Source organism: Antiquaquibacter metalliresistens (assembly GCF_029211225.1).
Classification (GTDB): Bacteria; Actinomycetota; Actinomycetes; order Actinomycetales; family Microbacteriaceae; genus Rhodoglobus; species Rhodoglobus metalliresistens.
Genome location: NZ_JARGEM010000006.1, coordinates 166,726 through 184,882, shown reverse-complemented (window position 1 = coordinate 184,882; position 18,157 = coordinate 166,726). Strand labels below are relative to the sequence as shown.

Here is an 18,157-nt window from a genome sequence, read left to right as displayed (position 1 = left end):
GCCTCGATGGCACCCGTGGAGATCTCGGCTCAGTTCAACCCGCTGCGCCTGCCCACCGATCGACGGCTGAACCGGATCGCCGGTCCGAGCGCGCTCGTGATCTTCGGTGTGACCGGCGATCTGTCGCGCAAGAAGCTCATGCCGGCCGTCTACGACCTCGCCAATCGCGGGTTGCTGCCGCCGGGGTTCGCCCTCGTGGGCTTCGCCCGCCGGGAATGGGAGGACCAGGACTTCGCCCAGGTCGTGCACGATGCGGTCAAACAGTACGCCCGCACGCCGTTCGACGAGGACGTCTGGATGCAGCTGTCGGAGGGTATCCGTTTCGTGCAGGGCGAGTTCGATGAGCCCGAAGCCTTCGAACGCCTGAAGTCGACCCTCGAGGAGCTCGACGTGCAGCGCGGGACGATGGGCAATCACGCGTTCTACCTCTCGATCCCGCCCAAGTCGTTCCCGCTCGTGACGGAGCAGTTGCGCAACTCGGGACTCGCGGAGCCCGCGGACGGGCAATGGCGTCGCGTGGTGATCGAAAAGCCGTTCGGCTCGGACCTCAAGACCGCGCGCGAACTGAACGCCGTCGTCGAATCGGTGTTCCCTCCGGACAGCGTCTTCCGCATCGACCACTATCTGGGCAAGGAGACGGTGCAGAACATTCTCGCGCTGCGCTTCGCCAACCAGCTCTACGAGCCCATCTGGAACGCGAACTACGTCGACCATGTGCAGATCACCATGGCGGAGGACGTGGGCGTCGGCGGTCGCGCCGGCTACTACGACGGCATCGGTGCCGCCCGTGACGTCATCCAGAACCACCTGCTGCAACTGCTGGCGTTGACGGCGATGGAGGAGCCCGTCTCCTTCGACGCCGGTGATCTGCGCGCCGAGAAGGAGAAGGTGCTCTCCGCGGTGCGGCTGCCGAAGGATCTCGGCAAGCACACCGCCCGCGGGCAGTACGCGGGCGGTTGGTCGGGCGGCGAGCGGGTGCTGGGCTTTCTCGAGGAGGAGGGCATGAACCCCCTCTCCACGACGGAGACCTACGCCGCGATCCGCCTCGACATCGGCACCCGTCGCTGGGCCGGAGTGCCGTTCTATCTGCGAACCGGCAAGCGCCTCGGCCGACGCGTGACCGAGATCGCGGTCGTCTTCAAGCGCGCACCGCAGTACCTGTTCGCGGAGAGCCAGACCTCCGACCTCGGCCAGAACGCACTCGTCATTCGGGTGCAGCCCGACGAGGGCGTGACGATCCGCTTCGGTTCGAAGGTGCCCGGTGCCGGCATGCAGGTGCGTGACGTGACGATGGACTTCGGCTACGGCCACGCCTTCACCGAGGCGAGCCCGGAGGCCTATGAGCGACTCATCCTCGACGTGCTGCTCGGCGACCCGCCGTTGTTCCCGCGTCACGAGGAGGTCGAGTTGAGTTGGAAGATCCTCGATCCGATCGAGGAGTACTGGGCCAAGCAGGGGCAGCCCGAGCAGTATCGTCCCGGCACCTGGGGTCCCGCATCCGCGGATGCCCTCATGGCCCGTGACGGCCGCAGCTGGAGGCGTCCATGATCGTCGATCTGCCCGATACCACCACGAGCCAGATCTCCAAGAACCTCGTCAAGATCCGCGAGGAGGGCGGCGCCGTCGCGCTCGGTCGCGTGCTGACCCTCGTGATCTCGACGGCGCTCGGCGAGGAGGAGCTGGCGATCGAGGCCGCGAACGACGCCTCGCGCGAACACCCCATGCGCGTGATCGTGGTCTCGACGGCGCCGGAGAGCGAGCCTGCGGTCGCGGCCCGCGTCGACGCGCAGATCCGCGTCGGCGGCGACGCCGGTGCGAGCGAGGTCGTCGTCGTGCGCGCCTTCGGCGACGCCGCCGTCGATCAGGAGAGCCTCGTCACCGGACTGCTGCTGCCCGACGCTCCGGTGGTCGCATGGTGGCCGCGCGAGCATCCCGACGTCGTCTCCGAGTCGGCGATCGGCCGCATAGCGCAGCGCCGGATCACGGATGCCGCATCCACCGCCGATCCGTTGCGATCCCTCGAGACGATCGCCAACTCGTACCACCCCGGCGACACGGACTTCGCATGGACCCGGCTCACCCTCTGGCGCGCGCAACTGGCCGCCGTGCTCGACCAGCCGCCCTACGAGCGCGTCACCGGCATCGAAGTGCGCGGTGCCGCCGACTCCCCCTCCACGTTCCTGCTCGCGGCCTGGCTGCAGTTGCAGTTGCGGGTCGATGTGACGCTCGGGGTCACGCCGGCGTCGCACGGCAGCAGCGGCATCCAGGGTGTGCATCTGGTGCGAAAGTCGGGCACCGTCGAACTGGAGCGCACCACGCCCGGAATCGCTCGCCTCGTGCAGCCGAATCAGCCGATCCACGACCTCTCACTGCCGCGTCGCAACCTGCGGGACTGCCTTGCCGAGGAACTGCGGCGACTCGACCCCGACGACCTGTTCGGCGCGGTCATGACTCAGGGACTGCGCAAGCTGCCCCGACCGCAGATCACGGGAGCATCATGAGCAACGAACGACGTGTGATCGTGCACAACGACAAGAACGCGCTGGCTGCGGCGGTCGCGGCACGATTCATCGCCAAGACCACCGACCTGATCGAGGAGTTCGACGAGGCCTCGGTCGTGCTCACCGGAGGCACGATGGGCTCCGCCGTGCTCGAGGCGATCAACAACTCGCCGGCCCGCGACCTGGTGGACTGGAGCCGGGTCAACGTCTGGTGGGGCGACGAGCGGTGGCTGCCCACGGGTGACCCGGAGCGCAACGAGACCCAGGCCAGGGCGGCCCTCCTGGACCATGTCGGGCTCGACCCGGCACGCGTGCACCCGATGGCGGCATCCGACAGCGGACTGGAGCTGGATGACGCCTCCGCCGCCTATGCCGCGACCCTCGCCGCGCACGCCCCTCGCAACGCCGAACTGCCGCACTTCGACATCACGTTCCTCGGCATGGGCCCGGATGGACACATCGCCTCGCTCTTCCCCGAGCGCGGCGGCATCCGCGACACGGAGCACACCGTGATCTCGGTGCGCAACTCGCCCAAGCCCCCGCCGGAGCGCATCAGCCTCACGCTGCGCGCGATCAACTCGTCAGCGCGCGTCTGGATGGTCGTCGCGGGCGTCGACAAGGCCTCGGCGCTGGGGCTGACGCTCGCCGGCGCGAGCATCAACGAGGTGCCGGCAGCAGGCGTCGAGGGCCGTCGCAAGACCTTGTTCTTCGTGGATGCCGAGGCCGCTGCGGAGGTTCCGGAGAACCTCATCCACCCCGGCGAGTTCTGGACCCGCGACGACGGCTAGTCGCCCGAGAGCGGGATGTCGCGGCGATCAGCCGAGCGTGCCGCGCCGCGTGCGCAACTGCACGAGCGCTTCTTCGAGCAGCTGTGCAGCCTCATCCTCGGTGCGCCGCTCCTTCACGTAGGCGAGGTGCGTCTTGTAGGGCTCCAGCTTGGTGACCGACGGCGGGTTATTCTTGTCGCGGCCGGCGGGCAGGCCCGTGGAGGGCGAATCGATGGTCTCGGGGATCTCCTCTTCGGGGAGATTCGCCGCGAAGTGGCGCACGGTCTCGTTGCCGAGTTCGTCCCAATAGGACACGGCGATGCTGTCCGCGCGGTAACCGCGGTCCTGCTCGCCCATGGGTCCCGCACCGACGCGGGAACCGCGGATCGCACTGCCTCCTGAAGCCATCGAGTACCCCTTACGCGCCGTCGAACTTGGTGATGAGACCGAGCGCGACGATGCAGGCCAGCCACACGACCGCGAGGATCACGGTGAAGCGGTTGAGGTTGCGCTCGGCGACGCCGGAGGCTCCGAGGTTTGACGTGACGCCGCCGCCGAACATGTCGGAGAGGCCGCCACCGCGACCACGGTGGAGCAGGATCAGCAGGGTCAGCAGCAGACTCGTGATCCCGAGGATCACCTGCAGGAAGACCTGGAGGATGTCAACAAGCACAGCAAACCTTTCGAAAAGCCTCAGTCAGTGTAGCCCAGTGCGGGTCTCGACTTCGCTCGACCAGCGGTGAAACGCTCGGCCTCGTCGATCGAGCGACGCCGAGTTCGTCGCCGCGATGTGATCAGGTGCCGACGTGCTTCTGGAAGCGGGCGATGCTCGCGAACTCCGTGACATCCAGGCTCGCTCCCCCGACCAGTGCGCCGTCCACGTTGGGCTGGCGCATGAATCCGGCGATGTTCCCGGACTTCACCGAGCCGCCGTAGAGGATGCGCGTGGCAGCCGCCACCTCGTCTCCCAGAAGCTCGGCGAGCGTCTCGCGCAGTCGTGCCGCGACCTGCTCTGCTTGCTCAGGCGTCGCCGCCTGACCGGAACCGATCGCCCAGACGGGTTCGTACGCGATCACCAGCTCCGGCGTGCCGGAGATGCTCTCGAGCGCGCCCCGCAGCTGTGCGACCGGCACCGCACTCGGGCCGTGCTGCTCGAGATCGTCCGCGGTCTCACCGACGCAGAGCACGGGGATGAGCCCGTGCTTGATCGCGGCGGCCACCTTTCGGCCGAGCTCCTCGTCGGTCTCGTGGTGGTACTGCCGACGCTCGGAGTGCCCGATGATCACGTACCGGCACTCGAGCGCCTTGAGGAAGGCGCCGGAGATCTCACCGGTGTACGCGCCCGAGTCGTGCTCGGAGAGGTCCTGTGCGCCGAAGACGATGTCGAGCTTGTCCGCGGAGACCAGGTTCTGCACCGAACGGAGGTCGGTGAACGGCGGGAACACCGCGACCTCGGATCCGTCGACACCGTAGTCGTGCCTCGCGTCCTTGAGCGTCCAGGCGAGCTTCTGCACGAAGGCGATCGCCTGCAGGTGGTCGAGGTTCATCTTCCAATTGCCCGCGATCAACGGGATGCGCTTCACGGTTGCCATCCGAGCACCTCCAGTCCTGGCAGGCGCTTGCCCTCGAGGAACTCGAGGCTCGCGCCGCCGCCGGTCGAGATGTGCCCGAACTGGTCGTCGTGGAACCCGAGGGCACGCACCGCGGCGGCCGAATCGCCGCCGCCGACGACACCGAAGCCGTCCATGGTGGTGAGCGCCTCAGCGACCGCCTTGGTGCCGGCCGCGAAGGGCGCCAGCTCGAACACGCCCATCGGTCCGTTCCAGAACACCGTCTTGGAGCGGCCGATCGCCTGAGCGAAGGCGGCCGCGGAATCCGGTCCGATGTCCAGCCCCAGGCCCGAGGCGCCGAACGGGGTGTCCTCGATCGCGTCGGCGGGCGTGACGCGCACCTCGGCATCCGCACCGAACTTGGATGCCACCACGATGTCCGTCGGCAGCACGAGCTCGACGCCCAGCTGCTTCGCGCGCTCGAGGTAGCCCTTGACGGTCTCCACCTGGTCCTGTTCGAGCAGGCTCGCACCCACCTTGTGACCGAGCGCGACGAGGAACGTGAAGAGCATCCCGCCGCCGATCAGCAGCGTGTCCACGCGTGGCAGCAGGGCGTCGATCACCGCGAGCTTGTCGGAGACCTTCGAACCGCCGAGCACGACCGTGTACGGCTTCTCGGGGCGCACCGTGAGCTTCTCGAGCACGTCCAGCTCGGTCTCCACCAGCAGGCCGGCGGCGCTGGGCAGCAACTCGGCGAGCTCGTACACGCTCGCCTGCTTGCGGTGCACCACGCCGAATCCGTCGGAGACGAAGGCATCGCCGAATGCCGCGAGCTTGGACGCGAACTCACGTCGCTCGGCGTCGACCTTGGAGGTCTCCCCGGCGTTGAACCGGAGGTTCTCCAGCAGGGCCACTCCCCCGGGCTCGAGCTCGCCCACCGCGTCCGCAGCCGCCGAGCCGACCGTGTCGTGCGCGAACACGACAGGCTTGCCGAGCAGCTCGCACATGCGCTGAGCCACCGGCTCGAGGCTGTACTTCGCGTCGGGTGCGCCATCCGGGCGGCCGAGGTGCGAAATCACGACGAGTCGTGCTCCCGCGTGGATGAGTGCGTTGAGCGTGGGAAGCGAGGCGCGGATCCGGCCGTCGTCGGTGATCTTGCCGTCCTTGAGCGGGACGTTCAGATCGCATCGGACGAGCACGGTCTTGCCCGAGAGATCCCCGAGGGATCCGATCGTGCGAAGCGTCATGGTGTCTGAGCCGAGGCGCCGGCGCTAGAGCCGGGCGCCGACGTACTCGGTGATGTCGACGAGACGGTTGGAGTAGCCCCACTCGTTGTCGTACCACGAGGCGACCTTCACCTGGTCGCCGATCACCTTGGTGAGGCCGGCGTCGAAGATCGACGAGTGCGGGTCGCCGACGATGTCGCTGGAGACGATCTCGTCCTCGGTGTACTTGAGGATGCCCTTGAGCTCACCCTCGGCCGCGTTCTTGTAGGCCTCGTTGATCTGCGCGACCGTGACGTTCGCCTTGGTGGTGAGCGTGAGGTCGGTGATTGAGCCCGTGATCACCGGCACGCGCAGGGCGTAGCCGTCGAGCTTGCCGACGAGCTCCGGGATGACGAGGCCGAGCGCCTTCGCGGCGCCCGTCGAGGTCGGGATGATGTTCGCGGCCGCGGCACGCGCCCGGCGCAGGTCGCCGTGCGGGCCATCCTGCAGGTTCTGGTCGGCGGTGTAGGCGTGCACCGTGGTCATGAGACCGCGCTCGATGCCGAAGTTGTCCATGAATACCTTCGCCAACGGGGCCAGGCAGTTCGTGGTGCACGACGCGTTGGAGATGATGTTGTGGATCGCGGGGTCGTAGGTGCCCTCGTTGACGCCGAGCACCAGGGTCGCGACATCCGAGCCGGTGGCCGGGGCGGAGACGATGACCTTCTTGGCGCCGGCGGCGATGTGCTTGGAGGCGTCCTCCGACTTGGTGAAGCGACCGGTCGACTCGATCACGATGTCGACGCCGAGTTCACCCCAGGGCAGGTTCGCGGGGTCGCGCTCCTCGAAGACCTTGATGGCCTTGCCGTTGACGATGATCTGCGTGTCGTCGAACTCCACGGTGGCGTCGAGACGGCCCGTGATGGTGTCGTACTTGAGCAGGTGGGCGAGCGACTTGTTGTCGGTGAGGTCGTTGACCGCGACAATCTCAAGGTCGCTGCCCTTGGCGAGTGCGGCACGGAAGAAGTTCCGGCCGATGCGGCCGAATCCGTTGATACCGATCTTGGTCACTACTGCTCCAGTTTCTCAGGCGTCACACGACGCGCTTTTCGAGGGGTTGAGATCGAGTGTGGCCGGAGCCATCGGGCTCCGGCCACGATGCCGCTATGACAGTAGCAGCAGGCCGTCGGTCTTCTCGCGGGCCACGGTGAAGCGACGCTGCACGTTGCCCCAGTCGACGATGTTCCAGAACGCCTTCACATAGTCGGCGCGCACGTTCTTGTAGTCGAGGTAGTACGCGTGCTCCCACACGTCGAGCATGAGCAGCGGCACGATACCGGCCGGGAGGTTGCCCTGCTGGTCGAAGAACTGCACGATGATGAGCTTCTGACCGATGGAGTCGTAGGCGAGCACCGACCAGCCGGAGCCCTGCACACCCATGGCGGTCGCGGTGAAGTGCGCGGTGAACTTGTCGAACGAGCCGAACTGGTCGTCGATCGCCGAGGCGAGGTCACCGGTGGGCTTGTCGCCGCCATCCGGGGACATGTTGGTCCAGAAGATGGAGTGGTTGACGTGGCCACCGAGGTTGAAGGAGAGGTCCTTCTCGAGCTTGTTGACGTTCGCGAGGTCGCCCTTGTCGCGGGCCTCGGCGAGGGCGGCCAGCGCCGCGTTCGCGCCGGTCACGTAGGCCTGGTGGTGCTTGCTGTGGTGCAGCTCCATGATCGTCGCGCTGATGTGCGGTGCGAGCGCCGAGTAGTCGTACGGAAGTTCGGGGAGGGTGTAGTCAGCCATCGATTTCTCCTAGCGATTTGCCCCGAGAACTGCGACAGAACGTCGAGCCGGGGAGACCGTTCCAGTCTAACTACGTGAACCGGGGCACTGGAGTGCTCTATTCCTCCAGGTCCGGCGGAAGGTTCGCATCCGTGCCGGGAATACCCAGATCGGAGGCCTTCTTGTCGGCCATCGCGAGCAGGCGACGGATGCGACCGGCCACCGCATCCTTCGTCATCGGCGGATCGGCGTGGTGGCCGAGCTCATCGAGGCTGGAGTCGCGGAACCGCAGCCGCAGCTCCCCCGCGTAGCGCAGGTGCTCCGGCACGTCGTCGGCGAGGATCTCGAGCGCGCGCTCCACGCGTGCGCAGGCGGCCACCGCGGCCTGCGCCGAGCGTCGCAGGTTGGCGTCGTCGAAGTTGACCAACCGGTTCGCCGTCGCGCGCACTTCGCGGCGCTGGCGCAGGTCGTTCCAGGCCTGAACGGTGTGCTCGGCGCCCATGAGCACGAGCATCGCGGCGATGCCCTCGCCGTCGCGCACGACGACGCGGTGCACGCCGCGCACCTCCCGTGCCTTCGCCGAGATCTTGAGGCGTCCGGCGGCGCCCACGAGGGCCATCGCGGCCTCGTTGCCCGGGCAGGTCACCTCGAGGGCGGCCGAGCGTCCCGGATCGGTGAGGGTGCCCGCGGCGAGGAAGGCTCCGCGCCAGACCGCGGAGAGCTCTTCGATGCCGCCGGTGGTTAGCCGGTTGGGCAGGCCGCGGATCGGTCGGCGCCGGGCATCCAGCAGTCCGGTCTGACGCGCGAGGGTCTCGCCGCCGTCGAGCACTCGAACGAGATAGTGCGTGGCGCGCCGCTGGCCGGATGCCGACACGAGGCTCACGTCGGCGCGCACCCCGTAGAGCTCCGCGATGTCCTTGCGCACGCGCCGGGCGAGCTTCTCGGTCTCGAGCTCGGACTCGACGGCGATTCGACCCGAGATCACATGCAGTCCCCCGGAGAACCGCAGGATCGTCGCGAGCTCCGCTGCGCGCACGCTCGTGCGGCCGGCCTGAACGCCAGCGAGTTCTTCCTTGACCTCGGCGGTGAGTGCCACGCGCGGTCCTTCCTCTCACGTCTTGGGCGCCACATGGGCGCCGCCGTCATTCGCGACCCAGGTCGCGGTGTTTGATGCTCACGGCGACGTCCGGCAGCTCGCGCAGCCTGGCGGCGAGCGCTTCGGCCATGGCGACCGAGCGGTGCTTGCCGCCGGTGCAGCCGAGCGCGATGGTCGCGTGTCGCTTGTTCTCGCGCTGGAATCCCGCGAAGACCGGTTCGAGCGTACGCGCATAATCGTCGAGGAACTGCTCGGCGCCGGGCAGTCCGAGCACGTACTCCCGCACGGCGTCGTCGAGACCGGTGAGATTCTTGAGCTCGCTGATCCAGAACGGGTTGGGCAGAAAGCGGCAGTCCGCGACGAGGTCGGCGTCCGCCGGGAGTCCGTACTTGAAGCCGAAGCTCTCCACCGTGATGCGCAGCCCGGCCCGCTCGTCGGACGTGAAGAGATCCGAGATCTGATTCGCGAGCTGATGGATGTTGAGGTCCGAGGTGTCGACGATGAGGTCGCTGTTCGCGCGCACCTCGCCCATGCGCGCGCGCTCTGCCGCGATGCCGTCGAGCGTCGTGCCGTCTCCCTGCAGCGGATGCGGTCGCCGCACCTGCTCGAAGCGCCGCACGAGCACGGCGTCGGTCGCCTCCAGGAAGAGCACGCGCAAGCGGATGTCCTCGCGAAGCCGATCGAGCTCCTCGGCGAGGTCGGCGAACACCCTGCCGCCGCGCACGTCCACGACCGCCGCGATGCGGGGCAGGGCGCTGCCGGCACGCTGTGCGAGCTCGACGAACGGGCGCAGCATCTGCGGCGGGAGGTTGTCGACGACGTACCAGCCGAGGTCCTCGAGCGCGTTGCCGACCGTCGAGCGGCCCGCGCCGGACATGCCGGTGACGATGAGCATCTCCTGGCTGTCACGTTCCGCTGGCATGGTGCACCAAGACTACCGGGGTTGCGCGGAGCCTCTGGCGGATTCGTCGAGCCGCTCGATGATGGTTCGTGCGAGCGCGGGACCGATGCCGCGCACCTCGGCGATGGCCGCGGCATCCGCCTGGCGCAGGCGCGCGACGGAGCCGAAGTGCTTGAGCAGCTCCTTGATGCGCGACGGGCCGAGTCCCGGAATTTCGGCGAGCACCGTCGCGATGTCCTTGCGACGCTTCTGGCGCTGATATCCGATCGCGAAGCGGTGGGCCTCGTCACGGATCCGCTGGATGAGGAACAGCGCGTCGGAGTTGCGCGGCAGGATCACCGGGTAGTCGGCGTCGGGCAACCAGATCTCCTCGAGCCGTTTGGCGATGCCGGCGAGCTGGATGCCGGTGATGCCGGCCTCGTCGAGCGCGCGTTTCGCCGCGGCGACCTGCGGCTGTCCCCCGTCGACGATCAGCAGTTGCGGCGGATAGGCGAACTTCTTGCGCCGGTCCGTGCCGTCCTCGGACTCGATCACCGGCTCCCGGAGGTAGGCCAGGCGGCGGGTGAGCACCTGGTAGATCGACTCGGTGTCGTCGCTGGACTCGGGGATCGCGAACCGACGGTAGTGATCCTTGCGCGGCAGCCCGTCCTCGAACACGACCATCGAGGCGACGATGTTCGTTCCGCTGAGGTGCGAGACGTCGAAGCACTCCATCCGCAGCGGCGCCTCGTCCATGCCGAGTGCCTCCTGGATGTCGGCGAGGGCCTGCGACCGGGCGACGAAGTCGGCACTGCGCCGCGACTTGTACAGGATGAGCGCCTGCGTGGCGTTCTGCGCCACGGTCTGGGCGAGGGCGGCCTTGTCACCGCGCTTGGCCACCGCGAGCCGCACGCGCGACCCTGGACCGCGCAGCTCCCCCAGCCAGCGTTCGAGTGCCGGGGCATCATCCGGAACCGCGGGCACGAACACGTCCCGGGGCGGCACGGCGTCGTCGTAGGCCTTCTGCAGCACCGACTCGACGAGATCCGGCAGCTCCAGGTCGAGCTCCTTGTCGACCACCCAGGCGCGCACACCGCGGATGCGACCGCCGCGCACCACGAACTGCTGCACGGCGGCGGCGAGCTCGTCGTGCGCGATGCCGAAGAGGTCGGCATCGACCGTCTCGTCGAGCACGACGGCGTTCTTGGCCAGTGCCGTCTCCATGGCGGCGATCTGGTCGCGATAGCGCGCGGCGGCCTCGTAGTCCTGGTCGGCAGCGGCATCCTTCATGCGCTTGGTGATGCGGGCCACGAAGGTGGAGTCGTTGCCGCTCATGAAACTCGCGAAGTCGACGGCGATCGACTTGTGCTCTTCGGGGGTGACCCGCCCGACGCACGGCGCGGCGCACTTGCCGATGTCGCCGAGCAGGCACGGACGCCCGGTCTGCTGGGCGCGTCGGTACACGCCGTCCGAACAGGAGCGCATCGGGAACGCCTTCAGCAGCACGTCGACCGTGTCGCGGATGGCCCAGGCCCGACTGTACGGCCCGAAGTACCGCGCGTTCGGGATGCCACGGTTGCGGGTCACCAGCACCCGCGGCACGTCGTCGCCGAGCGTGATCGCCAGGTAGGGATAGGACTTGTCGTCCTTGTACTGCACGTTGAACGGCGGGTCGAACTCCTTGATCCAGGTGTACTCGAGTTGCAGGGCCTCGAAGTCGTTGCCGACGACGGTCCATTCCACGGATGCCGCGGTCAGCACCATGCGCCGGGTGCGCTCGTGCAGTGTCGCGAGCGGCGCGAAGTAGTTGCTCAGCCGGGATCGGAGGTTCTTGGCCTTGCCAACGTAGAGCACGCGCGCATTCGCGTCACGGAAGCGGTAGACGCCCGCCTGCTGCGGAATCTCGCCCGCCTTCGGGCGCCAGCTCACGGTCTGGGCCATGGCTTCGGCTCGCTAGACGCGAGCGCCCTCCAGGGTCTCCTTGAGGAAGAACCCGGTGAAGCTGTCGGCGACCTCGGCGAGCTGCTCCGGCGTGCCCGTCGCGATCACCTGACCGCCGCCGGCGCCGCCCTCGGGACCGAGGTCGACGATCCAGTCCGCGGACTTGATCACGTCGAGGTTGTGCTCGATCACGATCACGGTGTTGCCCTTGTCGGCGAGGCCGTTCAGCACGATCAGGAGCTTGCGCACGTCTTCGAAGTGCAGACCCGTCGTCGGCTCGTCGAGCACGTAGACGCTGCGCCCCATCGAACGGCGCTGCAACTCCGTCGCGAGCTTGACCCGCTGGGCCTCACCGCCCGAGAGGGTGGTGGCGCTCTGACCGAGTCGCACGTACCCGAGTCCGACCTCTTCCAGGGTCTTGAGATAGCGATGGATGCTGGAGATCGCCTCGAAGAACTCGGCCGCCTCGCTGATCGACATGTCGAGCACCTCGGCGATGTTCTTGCCCTTGTACTTCACGGCGAGGGTGTCGCGGTTGTAGCGCGCTCCCCCGCACACCTCGCACGCGACGTAGACGTCGGGCAGGAAGTTCATCTCGATCTTGATCGTGCCGTCGCCCGAGCAGTTCTCGCAGCGCCCGCCCTTGACGTTGAAGGAGAAACGCCCCGGCAGGTAGCCACGAGCCTTGGCGTCCGCAGTCTCGGAGAACAGGGTGCGGATCTTGTCGAACACGCCGGTGTAGGTCGCGGGGTTGGAGCGCGGCGTGCGCCCGATCGGCGCCTGGTCGACGTGCACGACCTTGTCGAGGTCGTCGAGTCCGGTGACCCGCGTGTGCTTGCCCGGGATCTGGCGCGCGCCATTGAGCTCGTTCGCGAGCACCTTGTAGAGGATGTCGTTCACCAGACTGGACTTGCCGGATCCGCTGACACCGGTGACGGCCGTGACCACGCCGAGCGGGAACTCCACGTCGACGTTGCGCAGGTTGTTCGCGCGCGCGCCGACGACGGTGATCTTGCGTGCCGGATCGACCGTGCGGCGCGTCTTCGGCGTCTCGATCGCCTTGCGGCCGGAGAGGTAGTCGCCGGTGATCGACCGCTCGTTGCGCAGCAGCGCCTGGTACGAACCGGAGTGCACGACCTCACCGCCGTGCTCGCCCGCGCCGGGGCCGATGTCGACGATCCAGTCCGCGGTGCGGATCGTGTCCTCGTCGTGCTCGACCACGATCAGCGTGTTGCCGAGGTTCTTGAGCTTGACGAGGGTCTCGATGAGCCGACGGTTGTCGCGCTGGTGCAGACCGATGGACGGCTCGTCGAGCACATAGAGCACGCCCGTCAGCCCCGAGCCGATCTGGGTCGCCAGCCGGATGCGCTGGGCCTCGCCACCGCTGAGGGTCGCTGCGGCGCGCATGAGGTCGAGGTAGCTCAACCCCACCTCGATGAGGAACTCCAGCCGCAGCCGGATCTCGCGCAGCACCTGCGCGGCGATGCGGGCATCCCGGTCGGAGAGCTCCAGCTGCTGCATGAACTCGTAGGACTTGACGAGGCTCAGCTCGCAGACGTCGGAGATGCTCTGACCGTCGACCGTGACCGCGAGCACCTCGGGCTTGAGCCGCTTGCCGTCGCACACCGGGCACGGGATCTCACGAAGATACTCGGCAACCCGCTGGCGCTGGCTGTCGGTCTCCGCCTCGATGTACTTGCGCTCCATGTAGGGGATGACGCCCTCGAAGCCCGTCGAGTACTTCATCTCACGGCCGTAGCGGTTCTTCCACTTCACCGTCACCTGGAAGTTGTTGCCCCGCAGCACCGCTTCTTTGACGTCGTCGCGCAGCTCGCCCCACGGGGTGTCGAGCGAGAAGTCGAGGTCGCGGGCGAGTCCGTCGAGCAGCTTCTCGAAGTAGTTGAACAGCCCCTTGCCAGCGCTGGTCCAGGGCAGGATGGCGCCATCGGCAATGCTCACGGAGTCGTCGGCAATGAGCAGGTCGGCGTCCACCGACATGCGCGTGCCGAGGCCCGAGCACTCCGGGCACGCGCCGAACGGGGCGTTGAACGAGAAGGTGCGCGGTTCGATCTCGGTCAGTTGGATCGGGTGGTCGTTGGGGCAGGAGAGCTTCTCGGAGAAGGTGCGCCACGCGGCATCCCCCGTTTCGTCGACGAAGTTGATGGCGACAATGCCGTCCGTCAGACGCAGCGCGGTCTCGAGCGAGTCCGTGAGTCGGGTGAGGATGTCGTCGCTGGCGACGAGGCGGTCGACGACGACCGAGATGTCATGCTTGAAGGACTTCTTGAGCGTCGGCGGGTCGCTGAGCTGAATCTGCTCGCCGTCGACGATCGCTCGCGAGTACCCGCTGCTCGCGAGCTCCTTGAAGAGGTCGACGAACTCGCCCTTCTTCTGCGTGATCACCGGGCTGACGATCTGGTATCGCACACCGGTCTCGAGGGTCATGAGCTGGTCGGCGATCTGCTGCACCGACTGCTTCTCGATGCGCTCCCCGCACACCGGGCAGTGCGGCACACCGATTCGCGCCCAGAGCAGGCGCATGTAGTCATAGATCTCGGTGATCGTGCCGACCGTCGAGCGCGGATTGCGGTTCGTCGACTTCTGGTCGATGGACACCGCGGGACTGAGGCCCTCGATGAAGTCCACGTCGGGACGGTCGACCTGCCCGAGGAACTGCCGCGCGTAGGCCGACAGCGATTCGACGTAGCGGCGCTGCCCCTCCGCGAAGATCGTGTCGAAGGCGAGACTGGACTTGCCGGAACCGGAGAGGCCGGTGAAGACGACGAGCGAGTCGCGCGGGATCTCGAGATCGACGTTGCGCAGGTTGTGCACCCGCGCTCCGCGCACGCTCAGCGAACTGGTCGGACTCGACGACCGTGCCTGGATCGCCGCGATCATGCTGGACTCGTCGAGTTCCTCGACCTCGGTGATGGACACTCTCACCATTCTACGGAGGCCACCGACATCGGCCCGGCCGTTCGCTCAGGGCGAGGTCGCACCGTACGGTGCGTTCGAGCGTGCGCTTCCCCGCTGCGCCAGGGCGAGCACCCACTCCCCGGCGAATGCCGCGACCGCCGCCGAGCCCGCCGCGCCCGCGGTCACCAGGAATCCGGCCTGCGCACCCGCGAGGTCGACGACCGCGCCGCAACACAACGCGCCGAACGTGCCTCCGATCGCCAGTCCTGCGGTCGGATAGGCGAGCGTCTCGGTGAGTCGCACCACCTCCGCCCGCTCTTCGACGAGGCTGAGCCCGGTGATCAGCAGGGGCGACGTCACGACACCGGCGAGCATCGCGAACACTGCGGCCCAGAGGAGGTCGCTCGAGAAGACCAGGCCAGGCACGACCAGGCCGAACGCGGCGGCGGTGGCGAGGAAGCGGCTGCGGGCGTCACCGGGCAGCTGCCGTGAACCGAGCACGATGCCGGAGGTGGCGCTCGCCAGCGCGAACAGGCCGATGAGCAGACCGGTCGCCGCTGGGGCGCCGGCATGCTCCGCAAGCGCCACGGTCGCCACGTCGAACGAGCCGAAGACGGCGCCGAGGCCCACGAACGCGAGCACGACGCCGAGGATGCGGGGCGGCATCCAGAACCCTCGCCGTTGCCCGACGGCTGCCGGCACGACGGCGGAGCCGCTGCGAGTGGCGAACACGAGGTAGCCGCCCACACCGATCGCCAGGCCGACGAGGAAGCCGAGCGCGGGATGGACGAGTGCCGCGATCACGGTCACGACCGGCGGGGAGATGACGAACACGAGCTCGTCGTTGATGGTCTCCAGTGCGAACGCCGGCGCGCGTTGGTCCCGCGGGAGTGTGGATGCCCACCTCGAGCGCACCGCGGAGCCCATGTCGACCACGCTCAACCCGCTCAGCGCGGCGAACACGAACCAGGTCCAGACGGCCCAACCGGTGAGGATCGCCGTGAGCAGCAATCCGGAGGAGACGACCAAGGCGACCGCGGCGACACGCAGCACACGCGCCTGCCCGAAGCGGTCCATCGCGCGCGACCACTGCGGCCCGCTCATGGCGAGCGAGAACACGAAGACCGCCGAGACGGCCCCGGCCAGGGCGTAGCTCTCCCCCAGGAGTGCGACCATCAGGATGAGGCCGAGACCGAGACTGGACTTCGGGAATCTGCCGAACCAGGCGGAGACCACGAGTGCCTTCCGCCCGGGCGGGCGCAGCAGCGATGCGTATGGTGAGAGCACGGCGGCGAATGCGGAGCGTGCGGGAGTCGACGACATGTCAGCTCGGACTTCCTGGCCGCTCAGGAGGCGGAGACTGCTCCGCAGTGGTCCGGGCGACGGCTCGATGCTAACGCCTGCGCGCGGTCTCAGCGCAGATGACCCGCCTGCTCCATCTGCCGCAGCTCCTTCTTGAGGTCGGCGACCTCGTCGCGCAGCCGAGCCGCGAGCTCGAACTTGAGCTCCCCGGCGGCCTGGAGCATCTGCGCGTTGAGGTCCGCGATGATCTCCTCGAGGTTCGTGCCGCCCTCAGCGGCCAGTCCCTCGCGCTTGAGATTCGGGGTGGGGGCGCGCTTGCCCTTGCGACCGTCGAGAAGCTCCGCGGTGTTCGCCGCCTCGCGCATGAGCTGATCGGTGATGTCCGCGATCTTCTTGCGCAGCGGCTGCGGGTCGATGCCGCGCTCCGTGTTGTACGCGACCTGCTTCTCGCGGCGACGGTCGGTCTCCTCGATCGCCGCGGCCATCGAGTCGGTGATCACGTCCGCGTACATGTGCACCTCGCCGGAGACGTTGCGGGCGGCGCGGCCGATGGTCTGGATGAGGGAGGTGCCCGAGCGCAGGAACCCCTCCTTGTCGGCGTCGAGGATCGCCACGAGCGACACCTCGGGCAGGTCGAGGCCCTCGCGCAGCAGGTTGATGCCGACGAGCACGTCGTAGACGCCCTGTCGAAGCTCGGTGAGCAGCTCCACGCGGCGCAGCGTGTCCACGTCGGAGTGCAGGTAGCGCACGCGCACGCCGTGCTCCCCCAGGAACTCGGTGAGCTCCTCAGCCATCTTCTTGGTCAGCGTGGTGACGAGCACACGCTCGTTGCGGTCGACGCGCAGCCGGATCTGCTCGAGCAGGTCGTCGATCTGTCCCTTGGAGGGCTTGACGATGATGGCCGGGTCGACGAGACCGGTCGGCCGGATGACCTGCTCGACCACCGAGTCGGTGATCCCCATCTCGTACTTGCCGGGCGTCGCCGAGAGGTAGACCTTCTGGCCGACGCGCTCGAGGAACTCCTCCCACTTCAGCGGACGGTTGTCGAGTGCGCTCGGCAGCCGGAACCCGTGCTCGACGAGGGTGCGCTTGCGCGAGGCATCCCCCTCGTACATCGCACCGATCTGCGGCACCGTGACGTGCGATTCGTCGATGACGACCAGGAAGTCCTCGGGGAAGTAGTCGAGCAGACAGTGCGGGGCCTCCCCCGGCGCGCGCCCGTCCATGTGCCGCGAATAGTTCTCGATGCCGTTGCAGAAGCCGATCTGCTGCATCATCTCGATGTCAAAGGTCGTGCGCATGCGCAGCCGCTGCGCCTCGAGCAGCTTGCCCTGGCGCTCGAGCTCCTGCAGGCGCTCGGCGAGCTCCTCCTGGATCGACACGATCGCGCGCTGGATGGTCTGCGGGCTCGCGGCGTAGTGGGTGCCCGGGAACACCGAGACGGCATCCATCTGTCGCACCACGTCGCCGGTGAGCGGATGCAGGGCGTAGAGCGCCTCGATCTCGTCGCCGAACATCTCGATGCGGATCGCCAGCTCTTCGTAGACCGGGATGATCTCGATGGTGTCGCCGCGCACCCGGAAGCTGCCGCGCGAGAAGTCGTAGTCGTTGCGCTTGTACTGCATCTCCACGAAACGGCGGATGAGGGCCTCGCGATCGATGCGCATGCCCACCTGCAGGGCGATCATCGCCTCGAGGTACGACTCGGCGGCACCGAGTCCGTAGATGCAGGAGACGGTGGAGACAACCACGACGTCGCGTCGACTGAGCAGCGCGTTCGTGGTGGAGTGCCGTAGGCGCTCGACCTCGGCGTTGATGGACGAGTCCTTCTCGATGAAGGTGTCGGTCTGCGGAACGTACGCTTCGGGCTGGTAGTAGTCGTAGTAGCTCACGAAGTACTCGACCGCGTTGTTGGGCATCAGATCGCGGAATTCGTTCGCGAGCTGCGCCGCGAGCGTCTTGTTGTGCGAGAGCACGAGGGTCGGCCGCTGAACCTGCTCGATGAGCCACGCCGTCGTCGCGGACTTGCCGGTGCCGGTGGCGCCGAGCAGCACGACGTCGGTCTCGCCCGCGTTGATGCGCTGCGCGAGCTCCTTGATGGCCTGCGGCTGATCGCCGCTCGGCGCGTACTCGCTGATCACCTCGAACGGGCGCACGGAACGAGTGGGTTGCATGTCCATCAGCTTAGGCAGGGCCGCTGACAGCCCGTCGGGTGTTCGCTCTGGGCGG

The 18,157-nt window shown here is 67.8% G+C and carries 15 protein-coding genes; 3 read left to right on the top strand and 12 right to left on the bottom strand.

Features of this window, described 5'->3' with window-relative positions; all coding sequences use genetic code 11:
• Positions 1-6: 6 nt before the first annotated feature.
• Genes zwf through pgl form a run of 3 tightly spaced genes read left to right on the top strand, consistent with a single transcriptional unit; the run spans position 7 to position 3,289 of the window.
• Positions 7-1,548, top strand: a complete 1,542-nt coding sequence (gene zwf / locus PYV02_RS12365) for a glucose-6-phosphate dehydrogenase (protein WP_275759349.1) — start codon at positions 7-9, stop codon at positions 1,546-1,548.
• Positions 1,545-2,501, top strand: a complete 957-nt coding sequence (locus PYV02_RS12360) for a glucose-6-phosphate dehydrogenase assembly protein OpcA (protein ID WP_275759348.1) — start codon at positions 1,545-1,547, stop codon at positions 2,499-2,501. Before zwf ends, PYV02_RS12360 begins: the two co-directional genes overlap by 4 nt.
• Entirely contained in the window at positions 2,498-3,289 is a 792-nt protein-coding gene (pgl, locus tag PYV02_RS12355; protein ID WP_275759347.1) for a 6-phosphogluconolactonase, read from the top strand. The genes PYV02_RS12360 and pgl overlap by 4 nt, the downstream gene beginning before the upstream one ends.
• A gap of 27 nt (positions 3,290-3,316) precedes the next feature.
• On the opposite strand, the gene PYV02_RS12350 is transcribed toward pgl, so the two are convergent.
• The 12 genes from PYV02_RS12350 to uvrB form a co-directional block, all read right to left on the bottom strand.
• Entirely contained in the window at positions 3,317-3,676 is a 360-nt protein-coding gene (locus PYV02_RS12350) for an RNA polymerase-binding protein RbpA (protein WP_275759346.1), read from the bottom strand.
• 10 nt (positions 3,677-3,686) lie between these two features.
• Positions 3,687-3,941 (bottom strand): preprotein translocase subunit SecG, encoded by a 255-nt coding sequence (gene secG, locus PYV02_RS12345; RefSeq protein WP_275759345.1) that lies wholly within the window; start codon positions 3,939-3,941, stop codon positions 3,687-3,689.
• Between the two features lie 121 nt (positions 3,942-4,062).
• Positions 4,063-4,860 (bottom strand): triose-phosphate isomerase, encoded by a 798-nt coding sequence (gene tpiA / locus PYV02_RS12340; protein WP_275759344.1) that lies wholly within the window; start codon positions 4,858-4,860, stop codon positions 4,063-4,065.
• Positions 4,848-6,065: a phosphoglycerate kinase gene (locus PYV02_RS12335; RefSeq protein WP_275759343.1), complete on the bottom strand. Its 1,218-nt coding sequence runs from the start codon at positions 6,063-6,065 to the stop codon at positions 4,848-4,850. The genes tpiA and PYV02_RS12335 overlap by 13 nt, the downstream gene beginning before the upstream one ends.
• A 24-nt stretch (positions 6,066-6,089) precedes the next feature.
• On the bottom strand, positions 6,090-7,094 hold the full coding sequence (gene gap, locus PYV02_RS12330; protein WP_275759342.1) for a type I glyceraldehyde-3-phosphate dehydrogenase: 1,005 nt from the start codon (positions 7,092-7,094) through the stop codon (positions 6,090-6,092).
• A gap of 93 nt (positions 7,095-7,187) precedes the next feature.
• Complete coding sequence (locus PYV02_RS12325; protein WP_275759341.1) at positions 7,188-7,814, bottom strand: superoxide dismutase; 627 nt, start codon at positions 7,812-7,814, stop codon at positions 7,188-7,190.
• Positions 7,815-7,911: 97 nt separating this feature from the next.
• Positions 7,912-8,889 (bottom strand): DNA-binding protein WhiA, encoded by a 978-nt coding sequence (whiA, locus tag PYV02_RS12320; RefSeq protein ID WP_275759340.1) that lies wholly within the window; start codon positions 8,887-8,889, stop codon positions 7,912-7,914.
• Positions 8,890-8,935: 46 nt separating this feature from the next.
• Positions 8,936-9,811, bottom strand: coding sequence for an RNase adapter RapZ (rapZ, locus tag PYV02_RS12315; RefSeq protein ID WP_275759339.1), 876 nt, complete (start codon positions 9,809-9,811; stop codon positions 8,936-8,938).
• A gap of 12 nt (positions 9,812-9,823) precedes the next feature.
• Complete coding sequence (uvrC, locus tag PYV02_RS12310; RefSeq protein WP_275759338.1) at positions 9,824-11,710, bottom strand: excinuclease ABC subunit UvrC; 1,887 nt, start codon at positions 11,708-11,710, stop codon at positions 9,824-9,826.
• Positions 11,711-11,722: 12 nt separating this feature from the next.
• A complete protein-coding gene (gene uvrA / locus PYV02_RS12305) occupies positions 11,723-14,608 on the bottom strand; it encodes an excinuclease ABC subunit UvrA (protein WP_275759442.1) in 2,886 nt (961 codons plus the stop codon).
• An 84-nt stretch (positions 14,609-14,692) separates the two neighbouring features.
• Positions 14,693-15,949, bottom strand: a complete 1,257-nt coding sequence (locus PYV02_RS12300; RefSeq protein ID WP_275759337.1) for an MFS transporter — start codon at positions 15,947-15,949, stop codon at positions 14,693-14,695.
• A gap of 89 nt (positions 15,950-16,038) precedes the next feature.
• Positions 16,039-18,102 carry an excinuclease ABC subunit UvrB gene (uvrB, locus tag PYV02_RS12295; RefSeq protein WP_275759336.1) on the bottom strand — a complete coding sequence of 688 codons (2,064 nt, stop codon included), beginning with the start codon at positions 18,100-18,102 and terminating at the stop codon, positions 16,039-16,041.
• Positions 18,103-18,157: the final 55 nt, after the last annotated feature.